Source organism: Lysinibacillus louembei (assembly GCF_033880585.1).
Classification (GTDB): Bacteria; Bacillota; Bacilli; order Bacillales_A; family Planococcaceae; genus Metasolibacillus; species Metasolibacillus louembei.
Window position 1 is genome coordinate 3093849 of sequence record NZ_CP137624.1, and the last position, 23937, is coordinate 3117785.

23 protein-coding genes and 4 CRISPR repeat arrays are annotated in these 23937 nt (G+C 38.5%); of the genes, 4 read left to right on the forward strand and 19 right to left on the reverse strand.

Annotated features, from left to right (window positions below; genetic code table 11):
* Window positions 1-5: 5 nt before the first annotated feature.
* The 13 genes from R6U77_RS15395 to R6U77_RS15455 all read right to left on the reverse strand — a co-directional run bounded on the left by R6U77_RS15395 (window position 6) and on the right by R6U77_RS15455 (window position 13871).
* Window positions 6-1147, reverse strand: a protein-coding gene (locus tag R6U77_RS15395) for an IS3 family transposase (protein WP_319835761.1) whose coding sequence is annotated in 2 segments (ribosomal slippage) — window positions 6-874 and window positions 874-1147 — 1143 coding nt in all. Because the reading frame shifts where the segments join, the coding sequence is not laid out codon by codon here.
* Window positions 1148-1734: 587 nt separating this feature from the next.
* The gene (locus tag R6U77_RS15400; RefSeq protein WP_319836320.1) at window positions 1735-2064 is read right to left on the reverse strand and encodes a hypothetical protein; all 330 of its coding nucleotides are present in this window, start codon (window positions 2062-2064) and stop codon (window positions 1735-1737) included.
* 265 nt (window positions 2065-2329) lie between these two features.
* Window positions 2330-5281 carry an S-layer homology domain-containing protein gene (locus R6U77_RS15405; RefSeq protein WP_319836321.1) on the reverse strand — a complete coding sequence of 984 codons (2952 nt, stop codon included), beginning with the start codon at window positions 5279-5281 and terminating at the stop codon, window positions 2330-2332.
* Window positions 5282-5702: 421 nt separating this feature from the next.
* Window positions 5703-6002: a CRISPR direct-repeat array (repeat unit 34 nt; unit sequence AGTTTCTCTCTGTATGGAGAGAATGGATTGAAAT).
* 169 nt (window positions 6003-6171) lie between these two features.
* Complete coding sequence (locus tag R6U77_RS15410; RefSeq protein WP_319836322.1) at window positions 6172-6609, reverse strand: VOC family protein; 438 nt, start codon at window positions 6607-6609, stop codon at window positions 6172-6174.
* A gap of 105 nt (window positions 6610-6714) precedes the next feature.
* Window positions 6715-7623 carry an ABC transporter permease gene (locus tag R6U77_RS15415; protein WP_319836323.1) on the reverse strand — a complete coding sequence of 303 codons (909 nt, stop codon included), beginning with the start codon at window positions 7621-7623 and terminating at the stop codon, window positions 6715-6717.
* On the reverse strand, window positions 7601-8524 hold the full coding sequence (locus tag R6U77_RS15420) for an ABC transporter ATP-binding protein (protein WP_319836324.1): 924 nt from the start codon (window positions 8522-8524) through the stop codon (window positions 7601-7603). The genes R6U77_RS15415 and R6U77_RS15420 overlap by 23 nt, the downstream gene beginning before the upstream one ends.
* 1 nt (window position 8525) lies before the next feature.
* Window positions 8526-9215 carry an ABC transporter ATP-binding protein gene (locus tag R6U77_RS15425; protein WP_319836325.1) on the reverse strand — a complete coding sequence of 230 codons (690 nt, stop codon included), beginning with the start codon at window positions 9213-9215 and terminating at the stop codon, window positions 8526-8528.
* Window positions 9215-9577 (reverse strand): GntR family transcriptional regulator, encoded by a 363-nt coding sequence (locus R6U77_RS15430; protein ID WP_319838386.1) that lies wholly within the window; start codon window positions 9575-9577, stop codon window positions 9215-9217. The genes R6U77_RS15425 and R6U77_RS15430 overlap by 1 nt, the downstream gene beginning before the upstream one ends.
* On the reverse strand, window positions 9571-10347 hold the full coding sequence (locus R6U77_RS15435; RefSeq protein ID WP_319836326.1) for a hypothetical protein: 777 nt from the start codon (window positions 10345-10347) through the stop codon (window positions 9571-9573). The genes R6U77_RS15430 and R6U77_RS15435 overlap by 7 nt, the downstream gene beginning before the upstream one ends.
* A gap of 347 nt (window positions 10348-10694) precedes the next feature.
* Window positions 10695-10817, reverse strand: coding sequence for a hypothetical protein (locus R6U77_RS15440; RefSeq protein ID WP_319836327.1), 123 nt, complete (start codon window positions 10815-10817; stop codon window positions 10695-10697).
* A gap of 180 nt (window positions 10818-10997) precedes the next feature.
* Window positions 10998-11468 carry a dihydrofolate reductase gene (locus R6U77_RS15445; protein ID WP_319836328.1) on the reverse strand — a complete coding sequence of 157 codons (471 nt, stop codon included), beginning with the start codon at window positions 11466-11468 and terminating at the stop codon, window positions 10998-11000.
* 286 nt (window positions 11469-11754) lie between these two features.
* Window positions 11755-12432: an exosporium glycoprotein BclB-related protein gene (locus tag R6U77_RS15450; RefSeq protein ID WP_319836329.1), complete on the reverse strand. Its 678-nt coding sequence runs from the start codon at window positions 12430-12432 to the stop codon at window positions 11755-11757.
* An 83-nt stretch (window positions 12433-12515) separates the two neighbouring features.
* Entirely contained in the window at window positions 12516-13871 is a 1356-nt protein-coding gene (locus R6U77_RS15455; RefSeq protein ID WP_319836330.1) for a hypothetical protein, read from the reverse strand.
* A gap of 240 nt (window positions 13872-14111) precedes the next feature.
* Between R6U77_RS15455 and R6U77_RS15460 the strand changes: the two genes are divergently transcribed.
* The 4 genes from R6U77_RS15460 to R6U77_RS15475 all read left to right on the forward strand — a co-directional run bounded on the left by R6U77_RS15460 (window position 14112) and on the right by R6U77_RS15475 (window position 16170).
* Window positions 14112-14765 (forward strand): BMQ_0737 family morphogenetic spore coat protein, encoded by a 654-nt coding sequence (locus R6U77_RS15460; RefSeq protein WP_319836331.1) that lies wholly within the window; start codon window positions 14112-14114, stop codon window positions 14763-14765.
* Window positions 14766-14837: 72 nt separating this feature from the next.
* Window positions 14838-15383, forward strand: coding sequence for a hypothetical protein (locus R6U77_RS15465; RefSeq protein ID WP_319836332.1), 546 nt, complete (start codon window positions 14838-14840; stop codon window positions 15381-15383).
* A gap of 1 nt (window position 15384) precedes the next feature.
* Window positions 15385-15576 (forward strand): hypothetical protein, encoded by a 192-nt coding sequence (locus R6U77_RS15470; protein WP_293929725.1) that lies wholly within the window; start codon window positions 15385-15387, stop codon window positions 15574-15576.
* Window positions 15577-15591: 15 nt separating this feature from the next.
* Window positions 15592-16170, forward strand: coding sequence for a hypothetical protein (locus R6U77_RS15475; RefSeq protein WP_319836333.1), 579 nt, complete (start codon window positions 15592-15594; stop codon window positions 16168-16170).
* Between the two features lie 190 nt (window positions 16171-16360).
* Window positions 16361-16664: a CRISPR direct-repeat array (repeat unit 33 nt; unit sequence ATTTCAATCCATTCTCTCTATACAGAGAGAAAC).
* Between the two features lie 224 nt (window positions 16665-16888).
* Here the strand turns inward: R6U77_RS15475 and R6U77_RS15480 are convergent.
* The 6 genes from R6U77_RS15480 to R6U77_RS15505 form a co-directional block, all read right to left on the reverse strand.
* Entirely contained in the window at window positions 16889-17368 is a 480-nt protein-coding gene (locus R6U77_RS15480; RefSeq protein WP_319836334.1) for a hypothetical protein, read from the reverse strand.
* Window positions 17369-17390: 22 nt separating this feature from the next.
* The gene (locus tag R6U77_RS15485; protein ID WP_319836335.1) at window positions 17391-18335 is read right to left on the reverse strand and encodes a thymidylate synthase; all 945 of its coding nucleotides are present in this window, start codon (window positions 18333-18335) and stop codon (window positions 17391-17393) included.
* A 275-nt stretch (window positions 18336-18610) separates the two neighbouring features.
* Window positions 18611-19519: direct repeats of the CRISPR family, unit length 33 nt; unit sequence ATTTCAATCCATTCTCTCTATACAGAGAGAAAC.
* Window positions 19520-19886: 367 nt separating this feature from the next.
* A CRISPR array of direct repeats spans window positions 19887-20257; the repeat unit is 33 nt.
* 191 nt (window positions 20258-20448) lie between these two features.
* Complete coding sequence (locus tag R6U77_RS15490; protein ID WP_319836336.1) at window positions 20449-21276, reverse strand: DnaD domain-containing protein; 828 nt, start codon at window positions 21274-21276, stop codon at window positions 20449-20451.
* A 108-nt stretch (window positions 21277-21384) separates the two neighbouring features.
* Window positions 21385-21972: a YpjP family protein gene (locus R6U77_RS15495; protein ID WP_293929720.1), complete on the reverse strand. Its 588-nt coding sequence runs from the start codon at window positions 21970-21972 to the stop codon at window positions 21385-21387.
* A 654-nt stretch (window positions 21973-22626) separates the two neighbouring features.
* Window positions 22627-23217, reverse strand: coding sequence for a YitT family protein (locus R6U77_RS15500; RefSeq protein ID WP_319838387.1), 591 nt, complete (start codon window positions 23215-23217; stop codon window positions 22627-22629).
* 111 nt (window positions 23218-23328) lie between these two features.
* Window positions 23329-23937, reverse strand: a complete 609-nt coding sequence (locus R6U77_RS15505) for a flavin reductase family protein (protein WP_293929719.1) — start codon at window positions 23935-23937, stop codon at window positions 23329-23331.

Genomic DNA, 23937 nt, shown 5'->3' on the forward strand with positions numbered 1-23937 from the left:
CCTTATTATACAGCCAGTTGACGGTATTGAACCGGCGACTGGTTGTTTAATTTCGTTTTAATCCGAATATTGTTATAATAGTAAATGTATTCTTCGACAATATTTATGACACACGCATTTGTTGTGCGATAAATATCATCGAGGTAGAACGTTTCAGACTTTAGCGAGGAGTGAAACGTTTCAATTGGGGAATTATCAGCGGGCGTGCCTTTACGAGACATGCTCATGGTCATTCCTTTTTCTTTGACTGCCTTCTGATATGCATAAGATGTGTAAACAGAACCCTGATCGCTATGCAGGATACAGCCTTCTGGTAGATCGGGTAATTGATTTAGCGTATCTAAGACAAAGTCGGTATCTTGTGTAAAACCAATTGTAAACGCAATAACCTCGCCATTAAATAGGTCTAAGATACTTGAAAGGTACATCATAGATTGTCCAAAAGGCAAGTAAGTAATATCTGTTACGAGCCTTTCTAGCGGTTTTAATGCCGTAAAATCACGTGCTAATAAGTTAGGAACAATGTGAGCTGGTTGTCCCGTACGTTTACGTTTCTTTACCTTTACACGACATTGCCAACCGTATTTTTGCATCACACGTTGCACCGTTTTCTCACTAATGTCAGTAAGTAATTCTGTGATTTTTCGATAGCCGTATCTGAATTTGTGTAACTTGCACAAGTCGCCAATTTGTTGGTCTCGAAGATCCTTTTGAGTGAATTTATTTCCATTGACCTTCCAGCGATAATACGACGAACGAGCTACACCTAAATGACGGCAGATTTCACCAATCGGCATCCTTTCTTTTAACTCCTCTACTAGCTCTACTACAACTTTTGGGACCACTTCCTCTCCAACTCTGCGTACTTTTTTAACACTTCAATTTGTTGCTTTAAATAACGATTCTCTGCTTGTAACTTAGCGGTTTCACTTTCATATTCAGGCCCTTTGCCAAATGTATATTGTTTTCCTACTGGCTGTTCAAGACGATGTAATTCGCCGTTCTTGTACCATTTCATCCATGTTTTTAACTGAGAATGGTTACGAATATTTAGCTCCTCTAGTACTTGTTTTACAGGAATGCCTGCTAATCTCATTTCAATTGCTTTCATTTTCACTTCTACTGGGTAACTCACTCTTGTCCCCATAGAAAAACACCTCCACATTGATTTGATAAGGTACAATACCCGTTTTTCAACGAAAGGTGTTTTTATTTGTCTCATTTTTTTAGGTCAGTGCCGCCATCAATGCTCCTTGTTGCATGGGGTTTATTTTCCTTCAAACTCTCCCTTGCTAATTGAAGTTATTTTTATTCAAGTATTTCTCATAGGTCTAAATTTCTAAATGGCGCTTAACTGCAATGAATATGGATATTATCAACATTGCAATAAACAACCAAGAGATTAATACATATGGAATTCCAGAAAACCCTTTACTCAAAACATATATTTGTAAGACTGAAAATATTAAACCATAAGATAAAAGAATACTTGGAATATAGACCCTTATTATTTTATTTTTAATAAATATAATAAAACTGCTAAAAATCCTAAGGAAATAATAAGTAGTGGTAAAGAAGTCGAGAATTCAAATATTCTTAAATTCATTTATATAAAATCACCCCATCTTTTTATTGAGTGACGAAAAGAAATTAAAAGAAAAGTCAAGCTATTCCTATTTTGTATCTATATTTTTATAAAAATTATCCACTATTGGATAAATGTCAGGATTGGTATTATAATAAGTATCCCTCAACTTGATGTAATGTAAATTTAAATACTTTATTCTTATCGTAGAAAGTAATTTGATACATCCATCCTTCGCGATCTCGCTGGTTTTTTCGAGGAGAGAATTCAATATTATTAACCATTTCAAGAAATTTATCAACATCTTCTTCTTTTGTAATTGTTTTAATATCACCTGTAGTTCCATCTTTTAAAATAATTTTATCAACTTTTTCAATACCTCCATCCGTATATAACATTTGTAAAGTTTGAGAATTATCACCACAAGATAGTAAGAGTGAGACACACAGAATAACAAAAATAAATATCCATTTTTTCACGGATGCTCCACCTCTTCTCTAAATTATAACTAAAAAAGAGTAGCATATTAACTAGCTACTCTTTCTATTCTATAAAATTTACACAACAATACCCAATAATTTTGAGGTGTGTTTGCCCATGTATCATGAACTATAACCAGTTTACTACAAATACACAGCTATGGGTAATTGGAATATACTTAAATACAACCTAATTAATTTAGTTTGATAGATTTATCGTTGCATAAATTGCTATATTTCGTTATATATACTCTCACTCTGCACTCTACTTTTGCATAATGCGATATAAAAATGCCACAAACTGTGCTCTTGTGACGGGCTCGTTCGGGTTAAATTTGCCTGCATCCCCAAGTGCAATGCCTTCACGCTCTAACACGGCAATATAGCCTGTACTCCAATGTTTGCTATCTACATCCTTGAATGAGCTTGTGCCTTGTGGTGTTAGCCCAAGCACCCCGACAAGCACTTTGGCTAATTGTGCCCTTGTCATATTTTCTGTTGGATGGAATGCACCATTTGCCCCGTCTATAATGCCCGCTTGTTGTAGTACCTTAATCGCTTCATAGTAACGGTGATTTTTCAGCACATCTGAGAAATCCTCTGCGTTCCTTACAGTTTCGAGTGAAAAGGCTCTCGTTAATAACACTGCCACATGCATACGACTAATCAGGGCATTGGGACGGAAAGTTCCATCTTCATAGCCTTGGATAATACCTTGTGCTGCTAATTCCTCAATCATCTCTTTAGCCCAACTATTTGCAGTATCTGTGAACGACACTTGCTTGTCAGGCTGCTTCGGTTCCTCTGGTGTTGGAGCTGGTACAGAAGACTTTGGTAGCACTGTCACTTTGACAGAAACAGTTTTACTGCCATCCATCGTTGTCACATGAATCATCGCTTCTCCAGCGGCTATTGGTGTCATAAAGCCATTTTGGTCTACTGTCACTATTTTTTCATCACTGCTATGCCATTTTAATTGTTGATTGGTTGCGTTGCTTGGTGTAATTGTCGCTTTTAACAAAATGCCTGCATCCGATTCCTTAAAAGTGTAAGAGCTGAAATTGAGCTCGATTTCTTTTACAGGGATGGATGGTGACGCACCACCCGAAACAAAGCTAGGTGTATTTCTTTTAACAATGATTTTTGCTAAAGCGGTTTTATGGCCTTCTACCGTTGTTGCCTGAATCATTGCTTCCCCTGCCGCTATCGGTGTCACAAAGCCATTTTCATTTACTTTAGCTACTCGCTCATTACTACTGCCCCATGTTATTTGTTGGTTGGTCGCATTCGCTGGCGTAATGGTTGCTTGTAACGCAAAGCCTTTATCGCCTTCTTGCAAAGTGTGTTCAGTGCTATTTAAACGAATGCTCTCTACAGCAATTGGTGCAGGAGAAGCTGTTTGGAATGTAAGGCTTGCAACATTTTGTGAAAGATTGCCTTTGCTATCTTCCGTGACCATGTAAAGGGTATATGCTGTTGCCTCTTTTAACCCTGTTAAGTGAATCTTTTCTTCTGTGTTTGCTGCAACAGTGATATGAGCTGATGCCTTCACTTGTGCAACATCTGGTACAGTTTTATCATTCGTCAAAAGATAATAAACTTTTCCTGCTTCATCAAACTTCACAAGTATTTCAGCGGACTCTCTTTGGATCGCCCCTTTTTTAGGGTAATCCATTACAAAATTCGGTGCAGATTGGTCGATATCCACCTGTATGCTTTGCGCTTGCTCCACATTGCCTGCCATATCCTCGCTCCATACTTTCAATGAATAGGAGCCATCTTTTTGGAAATCTACAGTGTTGCCTATTGTTATAGGTTCATTATCAATTTGATAAAAGGTGTTTTTTACCCCTGATAGTGTATCAGTCGCTGTTAGTGTGATGCTTGTTGTGCCATCTGCTGTAGCAATTGCTGTCACAGGTGCTGTACGGTCGATTTTGATGCCATCGACTGTGGCACTTGCCTGATTATCTGCCCTATCATTGACGGTTGCAGTTGCAGATAAATTATCCCCTTCACCTGTAATGACGCTATCGTTTGGTTGTACAACAATACCTGACAACGCATCATTAGCAAGCCATTTTATCGTAACATCGTCCTTATACCAACCATCTGCATTTGGTTGACTTGTTGCTGTACCACTAATGGTTGGCACTGTACGGTCAATTTTAATTATCACAGTGTTTGAAGCACTGTTGCCAGCCTTGTCTTTTACTGTTCTGGTTATTGAGTGTTCTCCTTCAGCCTTAATTATTTGCGAGCTAGGAATTGTTGTCGGGTTAATCCCTGAGGCGCTATCTGCTACTATCCATTGCAAGTTCACATCACCATTGTTCCAGCCATTCGCATTTGGTTGTGGAGAGACCGTGCCTGTAATTGTTGGTGGTGTTGTATCCTTGATGACATCTACTGTATAAGATTGGGATCCTGAGCAATCTCCTTTTGTCACCGTAAAGACAATGGATTGTACACCTTCATCTACAGTGCGTGTATAAGGTGTACCGCTTTGCCATGTCACCCCATCTACCGTCAAAAACGAGTCGGCAGGTGTTTCCAAGTTGGGTGTTAGTGTAAGACTTGTGGCTGTAGGTAGGACGATGACTTGGTATTTTCGGTTGATTGAATCAGTTTCTATGCTGCGCACAGAGTCAGCCACTAAAAGCTCACTTAAATTAGCAGTAGCTCTACTAGGGTCTCCTTTCTGCATATATAGTTTCAATCTCATTTCCTCACGAGCTAAAAAATCCCCATTTCCCGTAAAGAAGATTCCTGCCATATAGGACTTTGGAGAAATCCCTAACATTGTCACATCTGATAAATCATTATAAACTTTTATGGCATATGTTTTGCCAGCTTCGAGTGAAACAGGCGGTGAAAAATTTATGGTTTCCCAGCCCCTCCCAGAGGACGATATCAGTTTGCTTGTTTGGGCGATTGTTGTTCCAGATGATAGATCATTTACATCTACAAAGACTGTAATTGCTGAACTATTGTAATAAAGAAAATTAAGCTCAAGTTTAGTCAACTCTGTAGTAGAGGGTGCTATAAAGGTTTGTGTCAAACTTTTAAAAAAGGTGATATTAAGATGATTATCACCGCCATTTGATTGGTTGCCAATGCCAAAAACACATGGATTGGACGTGGCGGATGCTGTTAAAGCTGGCATTGACATGAGCAATAAAATCAAGCCCCATGTGATAAGTAATGTCTTCTTCATATTGAATTCTCCTTTCTGCATCCATTCTAAAGAGCAAAGGTTAAATTTAGGTTAAAAAATAAAGAAATTATTGAAAGAAAGTCAAATTCTTTTGATATGTTGGAAAAAACATTATAGTTATTCCTTTTTCATATACACTTGACGCGTTCTCTGACAAATGTAGCTTTGCATTATCGTATTTCTCTCTAAACAAAATGTTCAAATATGAAAACGTAGCGAAGAAAAAATACTAGATATGTATAGCTAAAAGGATTTTTTAAATGGTGCGAATGTGAAGCGAACATGATTTTACAGGGGGATTCGCACCAAAAAACAGCTGCATTTTCCATTTACATGGGAAAATAATTGAGTTAATATTACTTTATAAATTTATTTTCAAGTGAAAAACCATAATAAATAATATTTTTATGTGCTTTTTCACAGTTTCTCTCTGTATGGAGGGAATGGATTGAAATTTGAATAAATACGTTAGTTCCAACCTTTTTAGCGTTTCTCTCTGTATGGAGGGAATGGATTGAAATTTTAGCAAAAAATGCTTCTAAATCAACGAATGCGTTTCTCTCTGTATGGAGGGAATGGATTGAAATATTTCAGCATCCAGGTATTGAGAAAGCATTGCAAGTTTCTCTCTGTATGGAGAGAATGGATTGAAATCAATTAGTGAATTAACCAACAATGCCTATCATTAGTTTCTCTCTGTATGGAGAGAATGGATTGAAATGAGGCAGCTCCAACCATCATCCAAAGTATTGCTGGTTTCTCTCTGCACAGAGAGAATACATATGGATTTCCATCTACGTATATCTTTCTCTTCGTACCAAAAATAAAAGCCATGCAACAAAGACATCAATGTCCCTTGTTACATGGCTTTTATGTTCCCTCAAATAAGGTTATTTAATTTTCTCTGCTAGCTCTAAAATAATTCCCTCTGGACCGCGGACGTAGCATAGCTTATAGCTTTCTTCATATTGCTGTATCTCACTAAAAATTTCCGTACCCTTCAGTTTCAGCTTTGCTATAATTGCTTCGATATCTTCAACAGCAAAGCAAATATGTCGAATACCTAGTGTATTGGCAGAAGATTGTTGAATGCCTTGTTCGTCTGATGGTGAATGAAATTTAACTAGCTCTACCCATACTTGACCATCTGGCATCCCTAGCCCCACACATGCGGTTTTCACGTTAGGAAGTCCCACGATTGTGTCTAATTGTTCGCCTTGTAATTCCCATTCTGCTTTTACTTCAAGCCCTAAATCAACAAAAAAGGCTTTCGCCTCAGAAAGATTATGGACGTTTATGCTTACATGATCTATTCTGTTAATTTTCATATTCCATGCCTCCTATTGTGTCATTCTAATTCGCTGAAAACTAGAAAATATCCTTCTAACAGAAAAATGTTAGACTAAAAGCCTAACATTTTCACAATCATTAAATTACGCCGTCACATCACGCTTCATAAACGACCAGTAGCTCGCCACGATGAAAAGTATCGCGTAGACTGCTAATACTGCAAGTGAAAATGACATCGTCACACCAGGCAGTATATGCTGACCGCCCTGTGCATATTGCGTTAAGCCTGTATGCGCAAGCCATATATATTTTGTAAACCAATATTGGCTAAGCAGCATGACGACCATGCTACCTGTAAATGATAAAAACATCGTTAACCCAATCGCCAATGCACTTGAACGGAACACTGAGCCAATTAAAAAGGCAAAAAGAATCGACATCGCAAAATCTCCTAATGATAATGCTGCGAATTCTATTAAATTCCCCCATACATCAGCTTCTTGCACCTGCCCATTGACAACCTCTAACACCGTTCCATTACTACTTGAGAATAAAATAAGTCCAACGATTCCTGCTAACGCAAAATTCACAGCTAGCATAAAAAAGCCGTAGAGGAAGGTCGTAACAAGCTTCGATGTTAAAATTTTCGCGCGCGAAGCTGGACGTGTCAGCAGCATTTTAATTGTGCCTGTTGAAAATTCACTCGATACGATGCTTGCTCCAACAATGACTGCAAACAGTGTCACAAACATTATAAGCTGTGCACTGAAATCTAGAAAGCTCACAGCAGTCATGCCATTTGGTGGAGCAATATCATGTACTAATCGGTGTTCAGCAATCATCACTTGCTCCTGTGAATATGCATCCTCTTCCTTAGAAAGCTGTTCGATTTTTTCTTTTTCTACAACATGCCAATCGCGCGGGTCGGTTTCTTCATAATATTTATTCAGCCCTCCAACACCAACGATCGCTACAACTAAAATACCTAGCATCACCCATGTTGCTTTTTGATGCCATAATTTCATCCATTCATTTTGTATGAGCTTCAGCAATTTGCCCGCCTCCTGTCATTTCTAGGAATTGTTCTTCCAATGTTTTTTGCTGTGGCTGTATCGCAAAAATTTGAACTTCTTGCGCCACAAGTGCGGTAACAAGCTGCGGCACTTGCTCTTTTGTTATATGCAGCTCCAAGCCCTTTTCTTTCGCACTGTAGTCGATAGCTAATGCTTTTGCTACCTCCTGTACTTTCGTTAAAGGCTCAGCTTCCACATAATAAACTGTTTGTGCTTCATTTTGTACCTCACGTATGTCGATGAGCTGTCCATTTTGAATAATGGCGATGCGGTCACACATTAGCTCCATTTCTGACAGTAAGTGACTCGATACGAACACCGACACACCTTCCTCTGCGGCAATTTTACGTAAATATGTGCGGAATTCGCGAATCCCAGCAGGGTCTAAGCCATTCGTTGGTTCATCCAAAATTAAAAATTTCGGACGATGTAAAAGTGCCTGTGCTAGCCCTAAACGCTGGCGCATGCCTAGCGAATACGTCGATACCTTTTCATGAATGCGATTTTCCAGCCCGACCTGCTGCACAACCTCTTGAATACGTGCTTTGTCAACATTTTGGTGCATGCGTGCAAAATGCAGTAAATTTTTATAGCCTGACATATATTTATACATTTCAGGATTTTCTACGATAACGCCTACTTTGCTGATTGCTTCCTCATAATGCTCTTTTAAAGACTGCCCTTCAATTAAAATCTCACCTTCTGTTGGGTGCATTAACCCCGTCATCATACGGATTGTTGTCGTTTTACCCGCACCATTTGGTCCTAAAAAGCCTGTAATTTGCCCTGGATATAAGTCTAATTGAAGATTATCAATTAGCTTTTTCCCGCGAATCACTTTCGTCAAATTGCGTAGCTGTACAATTGGCTGTTGTGCCATGTTATTTCATCCTCTCTTTCATCCACTCGACTGCATTTTGGTTGTGCTCATCTCGTATCATTTCAAGCTGCCCTTGTGCTGCGATATGCCCATCGCGCAGCAGTAATACCTCATCTAAAATTGGCTCGACCTCGTACAATTCATGTGTTGATAATAAAATTGTTTGCGTTTCCATGTCCGTAAATTGAATTAGCCCTTTCAGCAATGACTCTTTCACGAGTGGGTCTAAGCCTGCAAATGGTTCATCCATGACATAGAGGGGTACTTCACGCCCTAAGGTGGCCGCCATCTTCACACGCCCACGCTGTCCCTTCGATAGCTGACGCAATTTTCGTCCACGTTCAATTTCTAAAAACTCGCCAATGATATTCGCCTTGTCATAGGAAAAATCCGCAAACTGCGTTTCATAAAAACGGAATAACTGCTCTGCTGTATAAAAATCATAAAATAAATCGGTATCAGGTAAAAAGGCAATTTGGCTCGCACTTCTCCGTGTTACAGGTGCCCCGTTAAGCAAAATCTGCCCTTCTGTCGGTTGTAAAATACCTGTTATTAATTGCAATAACGTCGATTTCCCGCTGCCATTTTCCCCGACAAGTCCAATCATTTGCCCTTGAGCAATATTCAGTGAAAGCTGCTGTAAAACGGGCTTACGCACATAGGAAAACGTCACATTTTGTAGCTGTAGCATCAGGCTTTCCCCCTTTGCTGTAACACTTGAAGCATTTCCTCTTGCGAAAAGCCGAGCGCCTCAATCGATGACAAAAAATGATCTGCAAGCTGCGCCTTCATTTCATCACGTAGCTGATGAATGCGCGCTTCATCCATCGTAATAAATGTCCCTTGTCCTCTTTTCGTTTCCGTTAATTGCATCAGCTCCAGCTCCTTATAGACACGTTGTACCGTATTGACATTCACACCACTCTCGACAGCGTACTCCCGCACGGAAGGTAACTTATCACCTAAACGCAAATGCCCCTTAATAATTTCCCCACAAATTCGATCCACCAGCTGACTATAAATCGGTTTATCGCGCGTAAAATCTGTCATGATCGCGATACCACCTTTTCCAGCCATTTGGCACTAACAAGAAAGCATGCTATCAGCAGACAGATATAAAACAGCTCCTGCACGATATACATCGACCCGATCAATATAAACATCGAATCATCTGTCGGCTGCAAGTATCGCTCCAACGGCTCTAATGAAACATAGCCATGATGGAAAAGTACCTGAAACAAGGCGCTCTCCTCAAACTTCGCCATGATAAAAAGCATCAATGCCACTAGTGGAACGGTCACAGCAATAGCAAATCTCCCGATATAACACTGCATCTGCAAATATAAGCTATAAAATATTTGAATAAAAACTAACAGAAAGATTTGCCACCCCAATACAATTACGCTCATCGCTATACTTGCTACAACAACCTGTGCCATTGACCAGCCAAAATACGTAGAAACGAGGCTCAACCCAATCAACAAAACAGTCAACGTAAAGACAGCAGACACACACCAATTAAACAGCATTTTAGCGCCAACAAGCTGATAAATCGATTGTGGTGAATGTAACCACATCTCCTTGCGCCTTACATCGGCCTTCAAGCTCATCATCAACTGCATCACTACACCCATTGTTGCTAACACAAGCCCTAACAACATAAGGGAAAAAACTACCTGCTCAGGTGGTATCGTCATCTCCATGTTTTTATCAATCAAATAGGGTACAACAAACATCAATAACAGACTTAGCACAAACATCACAAAAATCTGCACCCGATAAACAGTCCATTCTTTCTGCATCAAAGCGAAAAAACTTTTCATTCCATCACCTCGCGTTCTAGTGTAATAGTTAAATAGTACACAGAGATTATAAAAAATGCAACCTTTATTTGGTTAATCATTAAAATTAATGATGCGCAGGCTTGACTATTTGAGCGATTTTGCTAGCTATTTGATCACTTTTCTCTTTTATTTGATCACTTTCCCCTCTTATTTTTCTCCGACATGTAAAAAACAAGGTAAATGCACCTTCAATCGCACAGTTACCTTGCCCTTTTATCCTTGATTCAAAGCGATATAAAAATGCGCTCTTATAACAGTTATTTCCTATTCATTCGTTTTTCAAAAGGAAAAAGAGTAACAGGTACATTCCCCTGCTACTCTTTTACTTATTTCATGTATGATAATACTGCGTTTTTGCTGAAGCGTTGTAATGCTTGCATTGCCTCGTCTTTGTTAGTGTACTCAAAAATACGAACGTTCTGTTGCTCAAATACTGTAATTACCCACATATGAAAAGCCTCCATTCAGTTCATTTTAGTATTATAACAGATAAATAAAATATAATCTGTTTTATAACAATTTCTTAATTCATATTCTACACCTTTTTCAAAAAAAGAAAAGCCTCTTTTTTTAATTTCACAAATTGTTCAAAAAAATAGCTGCAGGAAAGCGCTCCTACAGCTACTCGATTATTTTTCATAAATACAATACTTGAAGAAATAACCTTCCTTCGCTTGTACTGGCTCACGTTCACTCACAAGCTGCCAGCCCTCATATGCAGGGAAATATGTATCACCCTCAAATGCATAATCAATCTCAGTAATGTATAAACGATCCGCTAGCGCTAATGCCAGCTTAAAAATTTGTTCGCCACCAATTACCATAATTTCAGGCTCGTCCTGAACCAATGCTAATGCCTCCTCTAAGCTTCCCACTACTTCAATATTGTCTGCCACATATGCCGCATTGCGTGTAATCACAATATTGCGTCTTCCTGGTAGTGCTTTGCCAATGGATTCAAATGTTTTGCGTCCCATAATGACAGGTTTGCCCATTGTCATTTCCTTAAAATACTTTAAATCTCCTGGTAAATGCCAAGGCATCTCGTTTTTATAGCCAATTACTCGATTTTTATCATGTGCTACGATTAATGAAATCATTTAGACCCCTCCTATTTATAAGCATATACTGAAAAAATGCAGACAGCAATAATAGCCATGCAGAAAGTGGCTCATTTGCCTACTTTCCACACAGCTTTGCCAAACTTATCTCGTATTAACGGACAGTAGGTTTAGGAGCAAATCTTTTCTGCGACGAGTAACCGCAGGAGCAAGATGCCTATTTCAAGACTTGAGAAAATGAAAAGGATAGACGATCACTGTCCATTAGTGAAAGCTAGCAATCAGTAGGGGATGAGGATTCTCCCCTACTGATTGCAGTTTCATTTTATGCGATATTTAAACCAGCACTTGCTGTACCTGTAATAATAGCCGCATCTAATAATGCACCAGTGCCTGATGCTGTAAATACCATAATTAATGTGTCACCTGCTGCTACTGGAATTGACGGTAATGTTGCAGTTCCTTGTACTGTTTGTGCTAATGCAATAGGACCTGTTAAATCTGGGCTCAAATCAACCGTTGCACCAACTAATTCTGTATACGTTGTGCTACCTGCTGGTGCGCGATACACTTGTGCATTCACTGTGTAGCTACCTAACGCAACTAAAACCGTTGCTGTAAACGATGCAGAAATCGCTGTTAATGTACCTGCGCGTGGTACTGAGAATGCCTCTGTTACAGGTAATGCAAGTGTTCCAAGTGGTAAGGTAATCGCACCACCTAATATAGAAACACCTGGCACAGACGTACCAAAGCCTACCAAGCTTCCTGTTCCAACTAAACCACCTACAAGTGTAGTTAAAACTGCTGGTATTGTACCAGAAGAAAATGGAATAATTGATCCACCTGTCACACCGTTACCTGGTGGCGTTACGATACAAGCCTGATCAATCGCTTGGAACGGTCCGCTAGATGTACAATTCGCAGAACCTGAACGTCCGCATGAACCGCCACCTCCCGAACAACCGCACCCGCTATGCTGTCTGAAATATTTATTTGTCATTGTTCCACCTCCTTTCGTCTTTATCCTATTCACGGATAGAAAGGAGTGAAGGGCTAACAACTAAACGAGCAAGATGTTTTCTTTTATCTTTTTCGTCTAAAGAAATTCCAAAACGACGCATACTTCTCCTTTTTAGGTGCTTCATCATCGTTTTGTGCTTCTTGGATGTTAGGTGTTTCTAGCTGTTCCACTATGCTCGGTTCAAGCTGATGTATAGGAGATTCGAGTTGTACTGAAATAAAGGCTGGCTCTTCCCTTTGTGTAGGTTCTTCTTGGATTGGGAATTGTTGCTCTATTTGTTGAGGTTCTTCGTGTGTTGTAAGCTGCTGTTCGACTTGTTGCAATTCTTCCTCTGTTGGAGGTTGCTGTTCTACCTGTTGCGATTCTCCTTCGATTACAGGCTGCTGTTCGGTTTCTTTCGGCTCTTCCTCTATTGAATTTTGCCGCTCTATTTGGTGTGGTTCTTCTACAATTGAAAGCTGTTGTTCTATTTGCTTTGGCTCTTCTTCAATTGAAGGCTGCTGTTCTGTTTGTTGTGGCTCTTCTTCGATTGCAGGCTGTTGCTCTGTTGAAAACTGCTCCTCTATTTGCTGTGCCTCTTCTTCAATTGAAAGCTGCTGTTCTATTTGCTGCGATTCTTCTTCGATTACAGACTGCTGTTCTATTTCCTTAGACTCTTGCACTGTTGAAAGCTGCTCCTCTATTTGCTTTGGTTCTTCTTCAATTGAAGACTGCTGTTCTATTGACCTCGGTTCTTCCACGATTACTGGCTGTTCCTCTAGTTGTTCCAGTGCTGTATTATATGAAGTTTGTTGTTCCATTTTTTGAGGTGCTTGTTGCTCCATATTTGTCGTTATTGGTGCTATAGTATTTTGCTTCACTACTTCATTTACTAGTGCGTTTGGGGTAACCATAGATGGCTGAACAAGCACTTGTGCATTCGTCTTTTCCGTTAGTAGCATATTGGCATAGGTGTTTGTATGAATTTTATGGTATGACCCACTATGCAAGGTGTTTGACTGCTCATGGATTGATTGGAAGTAGCTTTCGTTAAAATGCTTTGTGCCAAATGCATTGCCCTCTTCATATTGGATGAGTGGTTCTTCTATTTTATTTTCTTCTGCAGCTTGTATCGGCTGCAGGATTTTTTGCAATTGGCTGAAAGAAAGCTCCTGTGAAGCATCTATCACTTGGCATGGTGGCGCTTCCTGCTCCGCTTTCGTTAATTCCATAAAGCTCGATACTTTTCTTTCTACAGGCGGTTGTTTTTTGTCTATTTGTGGTAACTGATTTTTCAAACGCTCGATGCGTTGTTTCATTTCTAAAATCTCTTCCTTTGTATTGCTATTTTGCACTTTCGTTAGCTTTTCCTTGCATTCGGCAATTTGCGAATGTAATGTCTCAAATTGCCGTTTTGAATGGCGATTCGTATCGCTCATGAATATCCCTCCTTTCTATTCATAACATAGTTTATTTTGTTTCAGCGAGTGTGTCACAGATTTTGAAGAGGAGTTTTGGAGCGCAAGCGAAAAAATCTAACCAGCAATGTGCTGAATTGCAATATTTTTTAAACAGAATAGCGCAAAATTAGAGAGCCTATTCTCTCTGCCTATATACGTTTAGCGTCACGTCATATGATACAAACGAAAGAAAAACTTTTATGGAGGTGTCAACAAAACATGCAAGAAAATAAGACATCGCAGGTACGCGAGTTAATATGCATTAATGTCGACAAGGTATATGATTGGATTATGAAGGAACTTACTTTTGAGCTTACGCCTCAAGGAGCTGTTTCGTTCCCAACATTGCCACCAACTGTCGATTTAACAAATGCATCTATTCAATGTAATGTCGTGCCAGCGCCAACGAATCCTGTTGTTATTTTGAATCGTGAAAATCGCTGCTTTACAATGGGTGGCAAAAACGTTACGATGCAGCAATTAACGATTCAGAAAAATTTTGTGGTAACAATTGCTGTAAGAACGGCAAACTGTGTTGTTTATGAAAGTGCGCCATTTAACATTTCACGCTGTGAGCAAATTACATTATGTGCACCACAAGGGACAGATGTTTCTGTTACGTACACAGATTTAGATTGCTTCGTGTGTTCAACAGGCGCTATTACACCTGATTTCCCACCAGGTGGTACGCCAACAATTACATTCTCAAACTTATCGATTACAGTAAGCGTGTGTCAAAGCATTCAATCGACATTCCCAGTGACGGTTGAATTTTTAGCAGAATACTGCGAGCCACGCGCAGATATCGTAACAGGCTGTTCACAAGCAGCACGTCCGCAAAAATGCGGAAATATTTTCCCAAGCAGCTGCTAATCATAGAGATAACAGCATATTGTAAAGAGAGGCTCGCCCTCTCTTTCTTTCTTTTTTAAAGGAGGCACACCGATGCACATTATGGAAAAAATCAAACAGTTGGAAGAGCAAACGACAAGCTACATCGCCCAAATTCAAGAGCGACTAGCGCGACCACAGCTCGTCAGCTATTTCACCAGCTCCATGACGATTGCCCATCAAGCAGAGGAAGAAAACTTCTGCCTAGGCTCTTACCATATTTGGAATGTTGGCACGCAACCTATTACAAACCCTTCTATTTATTTAAAGCTACATAAACAGACACCCTTTTTCTTTTCGGGTAAATATATGACAAGCCGCATCACACAATCCTTTCAAGACCAGCTCGTTTGGCAGCGTTTTAATGATGAAAAAAGCAAGGAGGAATTTTGGTTCAAGCCTGTCAATGAAACCGTCATCGCACCAAATGAAATGATTATCTTCCCTCACTTTCAGCTTACATGGTCACACCAAAAACCGTATTCTGGCTTAATAGAAGGCTGGACATACTGCGACGAAATACCAGAGGGGCTTATGGTCATTAACCCATTGCATATTGCTAGTGTAGGATATGCAGCGGACGAGGTGGAGGGAACTTAATATGAAAAAATTGATAACGGAGCGCGGCGATACAAGCTTTATGTATTTAGAAAAGGAAACATTACAGCTCGTGCTTCGGTGCTTATTGCAAAATGCCCCTTCATCTGATGATACAGAGGCCATCGCTGCGCTTGATGCCCTCATTCAAAAGCAACAGCAGCAGTTTGAACAATTGCTTGAACAACTCCCCTAGAAAGGAGGCATACGTTTGACAAACGAAGAGCTCAAACAGATTATTGCACATTTAGAGGAAAAGCTCGCCCAATACGAAAAATATAAGCATTACACCACTATTCTCGAATTAGAACAGGACAAGAAAAACCTTGCCGCACAGCTCAGACAAAAAGAAAAGGACTGGCAGCAGCAAGCATTGCACTACAAGCAAACAATTCAAGCTTTAAAAATCGAACGCCGCAAAAAAATCGCTCAAATCGCCTCACTACTCGACGAAAAAAACAAGCTCCGTGCACAAAACAAACAGCTTACTACAGCCAAAAATCAATTGCAGCAAGCTTCCACTGCCAAGCAAAGCGTTAGTGAGCAAAAGCTAATTGCATTTTTCGAGCAAATATCGCAGCAACTAACATCCGCAACCAAACAATTAGAGCAAGCGGCCAACTCACTCCAACAACAAGCTCCCCTACCCTCTCTTAGCGATTTAGAGGCACATACACAGGACCTGTTTAGACAATCGGTGATTGTGGAAAAGCAGTTGCAAGCAAAACTCTCTATGCTGCAGGAGCTAGAGCAGCAGCTGCAATGGATGTCGGAGAATTTAGAGGAATAGCTAACTCAGTTCATGTTTCACATGTATAAATGATTATAATGAAAAAGCTATCTGACAGAGTATGATGACTTTGTCAGATAGCTTCTTTTTGTGCAGAGTGGGACATCATAAGGATTACCAGCGTAGGGATTTCAAGCTGTGCTCTTTATGCAGGGAGAAACACACAAGCAAGCGTTGTTATTTGAAAGCAAATTCAATCTATTCTCTCTATACAGAGAGAAACTGACATCATTTATTATTTCCCTGATGGATCGTGCATTTCAATCCATTCTCTCTATACAGAGAGAAACGAGCAACCAGATGAAATGGGTGCGTATGATCGATATATTTCAATCCATTCTCTCTATACAGAGAGAAACCCATTTGCACCAGCCGAATTACCCGGTCCACGGTTATTTCAATCCATTCTCTCTATACAGAGAGAAACCTCGTATTGGAAACAAACGATTACAAAAGGCAGCATTTCAATCCATTCTCTCTATACAGAGAGAAACGTGAAAAAACGCATAAAAATATTATTTATCATGGTTTTTCACTTAAAAATAAATTTATAAGGTAATATTAACCCAATTATTTTCCCATGTAAATGGGAAACGCCCCTTCTTTTTGGTGCGAATCCCCCTGTGAAATCATGTTCACTTCACATTCGCACTTCACTTTAATTCTTTTGATTTTTCATCTTTCTAAAATATATTGCTTTTGAAAATAGCAATAAAAATTATTTATGTTTATTCCAAATGAGTGCTTGACTATTTTGTTGAATCATTGTTTCTTCAACATAAAGCCTTAGAGATTCTGGTTCAACTTTTGTAAATGACACCCCTATTTGTCCGCCATTTAAAATAATATCCTTTACTTCTAATAATTTAGATCCTGTTGATTTATTTTTCTTGACCAAATGTTGAATCATTCTTTCACGTATATTCTTCGATTTCCTTTGACCTATGTAAACTACCTGCCAACTTGAATTCTTCTCTTTAACATGAATTGCATAAATATTGGCATTATGTTTTAAGCGTCTAAGTAAATCGGCATTTAACAGCTTTATTCTATTGGTATAATTATCCCAGTCTACATCTTTTCCAACAAGTGTATCTGGATAGTGAAATAAAATAGGCTCACTCACAAGTAACTCTGCTTGGCAACTTGTTACTAACTGTTCAAGATGTTTTTTATCAATTGTATGAACTTTTGACATTAAACTTTCTCCCTCGAAGCTATCAAACCGCAATCGGTGCCTTAATTGATGGATGTGGGTCATAGCCTTCTAGCGTAATATCTGCAATCGTCATATCAAAAATTGATTTTCCTTCTGTGATATGCAGTTTAGGTAATGCCCTTGGCTCACGCATCAATTGCTCATTCACCTGTTCCAAATGGTTACTGTAAATATGGGCATCCCCTAAAGTATGAACAAACTCACCAACCTGTAATCCACATTCGTTGGCGATCAGATGTGTTAATAATGCGTATGATGCAATGTTGAACGGCACACCTAAAAAGACGTCCGCACTGCGCTGATACAGCTGACATGATAATTTGCCATCTGCCACATAAAATTGGAAAAACGCATGGCATGGTGGCAATGCCATATCATCAACCTCAGCGGGATTCCATGCCGTCACAATTAAGCGACGCGAATCAGGGTTATTTTTAATTTGTTCAATCACATTGGCAATTTGGTCAATCGTTTCACCATTTGAGGTAGGCCACGAACGCCATTGCTTCCCATAAACAGGACCTAAATCCCCATATTTTTCTGCAAAGGCATCATCGGCTAGCATACGCTCATTAAAAATTTGCATTTGCTGATCTAACACTTTAGCAAATGCTTCATCCTGTGCAGCACGCAACCCGAAATTTGTCATATCAGGCCCTATGTACTCTGGTGACTTCACCCATTTCTCAAACGCCCATTCATTCCAAATATAATTGCGCTCTGCAATCAATGTGCGCACATTCGTATCGCCTTTTAAAAACCAAAGAAGCTCAGACGCAATCAATGTTCGAAATGCGAGTCGCTTTGTTGTTACAATAGGAAACCCTTCCTGCAAATTAAAACGCATTTGATAGCCAAATACACTAATTGTGCCTGTCCCTGTACGATCCTCTTTTCGATTACCATGTTCTAAAATGTGTTGACATAGCTGTAAATATTGTCGCATTATACAGCCTCCTTTATTTTCTTTTCACTTATGAAGCAAATAAATAAGCTTGCATGAAAATGCAAACTCGTATTATCTCAAACGAGAAATTTTATTAATGTTAGTATATCACATTCCTATATAGAACAAATGTAGGAATTGTGTTGATTTGTACTGATATAAAGACAGGAGAATTATTCTACTGTAAAGAAAGATTGTTATGGTACATGTTTTGACCTGGTTTCTCTATGTAGAGAGAAACCAGCTCTGGTAGATGCAACCAACAGAAAATACAAATTTCAATCCATTCTCTCTATACAGAGAGAAACCTCCACATAAAGAACATTCGTTTGCATTCATTATAATTTCAATCCATTCTCTCTATACAGAGAGAAACCTTTCCAACCAATCCACATCATTTTTATGCATTGCAATTTCAATCCATTCTCTCTATACAGAGAGAAACTTTAAAGGAGGAAAATAAAATGAATATCACCAAAATTTCAATCCATTCTCTCTATACAGAGAGAAACTCACTTCAATTTCATTTACTTTTAATTGATAATTATTTCAATCCATTCTCTCTATACAGAGAGAAACTGTACTTTTTCGTCCTGTACCTACTACAGATTGTGATTTCAATCCATTCTCTCTATACAGAGAGAAACCGTACCTGTTGCGTATCAAATATACACAGGTACAATTTCAATCCATTCTCTCTATACAGAGAGAAACTTCACTAGCTGAAAATTCGAATATTTGCAAAGGTATTTCAATCCATTCTCTCTATACAGAGAGAAACGCAGCTTGCTTTTAGCATAATTTAACAATGCTTGTATTTCAATCCATTCTCTCTATACAGAGAGAAACGCCAGGAGCAGTTGAGAGCGATTATTCTGCTACAAATTTCAATCCATTCTCTCTATACAGAGAGAAACACACTGGTATTTTAATAAAACACCTCAAAACACATTTCAATCCATTCTCTCTATACAGAGAGAAACAAATGGGAAAACCCACAAACCGGAAAAATTATGGTATTTCAATCCATTCTCTCTATACAGAGAGAAACATTGTATTAACTGACGTGAGGGATGCAGTCTCAATTTCAATCCATTCTCTCTATACAGAGAGAAACGCAAAATATCCTGGTGGTGGCAGCAGCAATAATATTTCAATCCATTCTCTCTATACAGAGAGAAACTGTAAAAAATCATATAAAAATAATATTTATCATGATTTTTCATCACAAAATATATTTATAAGTGTATATTAACCTACTCTATTCTCCAATTCAATGGAAAATCATCTACTTAATTGGTGCGAATCCTCCTAGTAAATCATGTTTGCTTCACATTCGCACCAACAATTCTATAGAGGTGTACTTTCGACTATCTTTCTTAATTTCCTTATTTCCTAAAATCAAATTTGATACATGTTCAAATTCACCTTTTCAATTTTAAAAATTTTTCTATGAAAAGGTTTAGTAATTGGAAAAAACATTGTTGAAATGGCACTTCTCTTCATACGGAGAGAGACTTTAAAGCATCAAATGATAAAGTGAGCCCCATTATTTCAATCCACTCTCTTCATACGAAGAGAGACGCCGCAGACCATTTCGACACAATTATTATCGATATTTCAATCCACTCTCTTCATACGAAGAGAGACATGAAGATGTTATACAATTAGTAGAAAGTATTTATATTTCAATCCACTCTCTTCATACGAAGAGAGACATAAACCTCACCCTTCAATTTTTGATTTCGCAAAAATTTCAATCCACTCTCTTCATACGAAGAGAGACATGATTTTGAAGGTTATGACTTCCCAGAGTTAAATATTTCAATCCACTCTCTTCATACGAAGAGAGACGAAAGCAATGAGGCATTTAGTGCTTATCTCGAAGCATTTCAATCCACTCTCTTCATACGAAGAGAGACAGTGAAAATTCACAAAAAATCATTATTTCTCATAAATTCTCACTATAATATATATTTCTATAATCAGTTTAACCTACTACCCTTCCCATTTCAATGGAAAATCATCTGCTTAACTGGTGCGAATCCCCCTAGTAAATCATGTTCGCTTCACATTCGCACCTATCTTTAATCGTGAGTATCCGTTAGCATTTTTATTTCATCTCCCGAAACTCCTTAAGCAATCGTTGCATTTCCGCATCCAAATCCCTTTCGATATCCTCGTTTTCTATGCTTGGCTTGATTTCTTTAGATGGTGGCTCTTTATAAAACCATTTTGGTACCGTCTCAACATATTTTCCATATCGACTTTGTGTTTTTTTAGCAGCAAGGCGTTGTTTTGCTGCTTCTGCTTGTGCGATTGTTTTCACTTGTTGTTGGAGCCAGTTTTGCAAAGTTGTTTCAACATAACTCCATCGAAACACATTATTTTCAATTGCTCGCTTCATCGCATGAATTACAAGCTCCTGCCCTATTTGATTGATCCATTTTTCTATTTTGTTCTTGATGTATGTGGTTAGCTTGCCAAAGCCATTTACTTGATAAAAGGTAAAGGCATCCTGCTCATCATCATTATTTAGTAAATCAGTATTTACTAAATTAGTACTTACTAAATTAGTATTTAGTAGTTGCGGGTTTTCCATAGATGGATTAGCCATACACGGATTTTCCATAGATGGGTTGCCCATACACGGTATTTCATAGACGGTTGTCAGCCATTCAAATTCCCCGCGCTCATTGCGACGCCGCACTTTTTTCACATAGCCGAATTGCTGTAATTCCTTCAATCCTGAATTGAAGGCATCTCGACCATCCTTTGCCCATTGCGTCAATTCTGTACTACGAAATACCCAATTATCGGGTCTCGATAACATAAAAAGATGAATTGCTTTCGCCTTCCAGCTAAGCCGTTCATCGTGTAAAGATGTGTTATTCACGACTGTATAATTTTTATTTTTCTCTACTCTAACGATTGTTTTCATACAAGTTCCCCTTTGTTAAAAAATTGAAGTCGGTTGTCCCTTGTATGTTATATTTGAATTTCAGATGGGAATAGGGACAAAAAAAACACCCGCTTTTCAACGAGTGTTTTACGCCATCCATTTTGGCGGCATGTTTTTAGACCAGTAAATTTCGCCCAAATTATAGTGTGTGACGAAGTTGTCCTCTTTTGTGTGGTAGTGGAAGTTGTAGTAAAAGCCTTCATTTGGGCGGTTTTCTGTGCGCACATGGAAGCGAAGCAAGTCCACTTTGCTGCCTTGCTCACGAATATTAAAAATTCGTTCAGCATAGTCGCCGCTTGGATTTTCAGTAATTGTTAAGTATTGAATTTTGTCATCCTCTAAACGTGCTAATGTCATGTCAATTGCTTCTTCCATTTTCGGAAAAATGCGCGTATCGAATTCACCGCTAATTTTTTCAGCAATACGTGGACCAAATTTTATGTAAGATTGTGTTTTTGCAGCGCCTTTTAATGATTCGGCAATGGATGTATTTTCTTCATAAAGCATCGTATCGAGCTGGATAGCAGAAGAAATATCGTTAGCGCTCGGCTCCTGCAAACGATTTGGCTTGAAATCGTCCTCTAAATTATGCCAAATTTCATGATTCGGGTTAATTACCCCGAACGTTAAAAATGCGACAGATACAACTAAAAACCTTTGCATCCATTTTTTCATCATCATCACCCTCAATTTATGTATAAATCGTGTTTTCATCCTTACTTATCTGTACGTTTTATCGTTAAAAAGGTTCCATCTTTTTGTTATTCATTGTACAATACATAGTGTAAATATGTATTGCAAGTTAAAGGAGGCACATTTTTATGGGCACAATTGCTATGGGTATCGGTTTATTATTACTTTTAGGTTACTTAGCATCTCTTTGTATTACGGACTAATTCTTTCGAAAGCTGCGCACAGGTTGCGTAGCTTTTTTCCGTTCAATTAGACAAGGGACGCCCTCATATAGAAGACGCCCCTTTAGTATTTAATAGGTAACTTGTAAAATAAATATGTCTCGACCCAATCATCTGGGGAATCTTATATAAATGTAGAAGCTATTTCTTCTATCTCCAACCGCGGTAAAATTCCACTAAAACCTTCTAACCTAAGCAATGTAGTCCCAACCTGCTACTACATCCTTGCAGCCCTTTAGCGTGCGCCAGTGTGAATAAGTATCTTCAAAAATCACTAGCAGAATGCCAATTTATTTAACATGCTACCTAAAATAGCACAAAATCATTGTAGCATACTATTCTTTAAAAGTAAAATTAATGATTTACAGGTATTCCTAATTTTTTATCTTTGTATAGCTGTCCCTCCATATACCACTCATTCGTAGGCTACTGCATGTCCTTTCCTACTTGTAACAAGACTTGTAGTTATGCCAATAAATAGCAATGTTATAATCGAGAGATAAAATGTCTCTGAGGATAGTAGTAAACCACCTAAAATGATAACAATTGAATCAATCAATAAGATATAAATGCCTACATTTATACCTGTCTTCTCACATAAAAATTGGGCAATAAAATCCGAGCCTCCCGTACTTGTTTGAAAATGCAACATCAAGCCAATCCCAATTCCTACAAGAATACCACCTAGAATAGAGCTGTATATCGCTTCAATTTCGATTAAATTGCTAACAGGTGATAGAAAATCAATAAAAAAGGCAGAAAGCATCATTCCATGTAAACTATTATAGAAGTAGTTTCTATAATGAAACCACGCAAATATAAATATTGGTACACTTAATATAATAACGATTAAGCCTGTATTAAAGCCCCACAAGTAATTTGCTATTAATCCAATGCCTACTGTTCCTCCATCTAATATTTCATGTGGCACCAAAAACAAATTGATACCTAAAGATAGAAGAATACTGCCTATAATTAGTGCCAAAGCTTTTGTTAAAAAGTACAGGAGACCACCTCTTAATATAAACTTTTTTAAACCTATACATATACAGAATATGTTCTTTATTCAGTTTAAAGAAGCAGCTCAAATACAATTTTTTTATTGACTTACCTGAAGCTATACTGGCCGTTCGATTGCAAAAATCTCACCAATCTTTGCATAGCTTGAGCCAGCAAGCCTACTAACTGCGTTTAATTTGCTTGGATTAATGCGTCCTTCATGATAAATAGCCTCATCAATATGGAATTGCACCACTTCGCCAATAAATAAATCACCCGTCTGTTCTTCACCATTCATTAAAGGGATTGCTTGCACTAGGCGACATTCCATACGTACCTTCGCTTCTTGAATGCCAGGAACTTCAATTTGTTGACTGGCGATTAATGTAAAATCAACACGCTCAATTTCACTTTCTGTAACAGGTAAAGAAGCGGCTGTTTCATTGACCTGCTCTACATTATCCTCATCTACAATATGCACAACAAATTGCCCGAGGCGATGGATATGTCGCGCTGTATCTTTTAATTGCCCATTCGGTCTTTGAATCGCTAAAGAAATCATCGGTGGATTGGAGGAGACAATATTAAAGTAACTAAATGGCGCTCCATTGACAATTCCTTGCTCCGATTGTGTGGTGACAAATGCAATTGGTCTAGGTATAATGCTACCAATCAATAGCTTATAGTTGTCACGCTCTGAATTATTTTTAGGGTTAATGGAAATCAA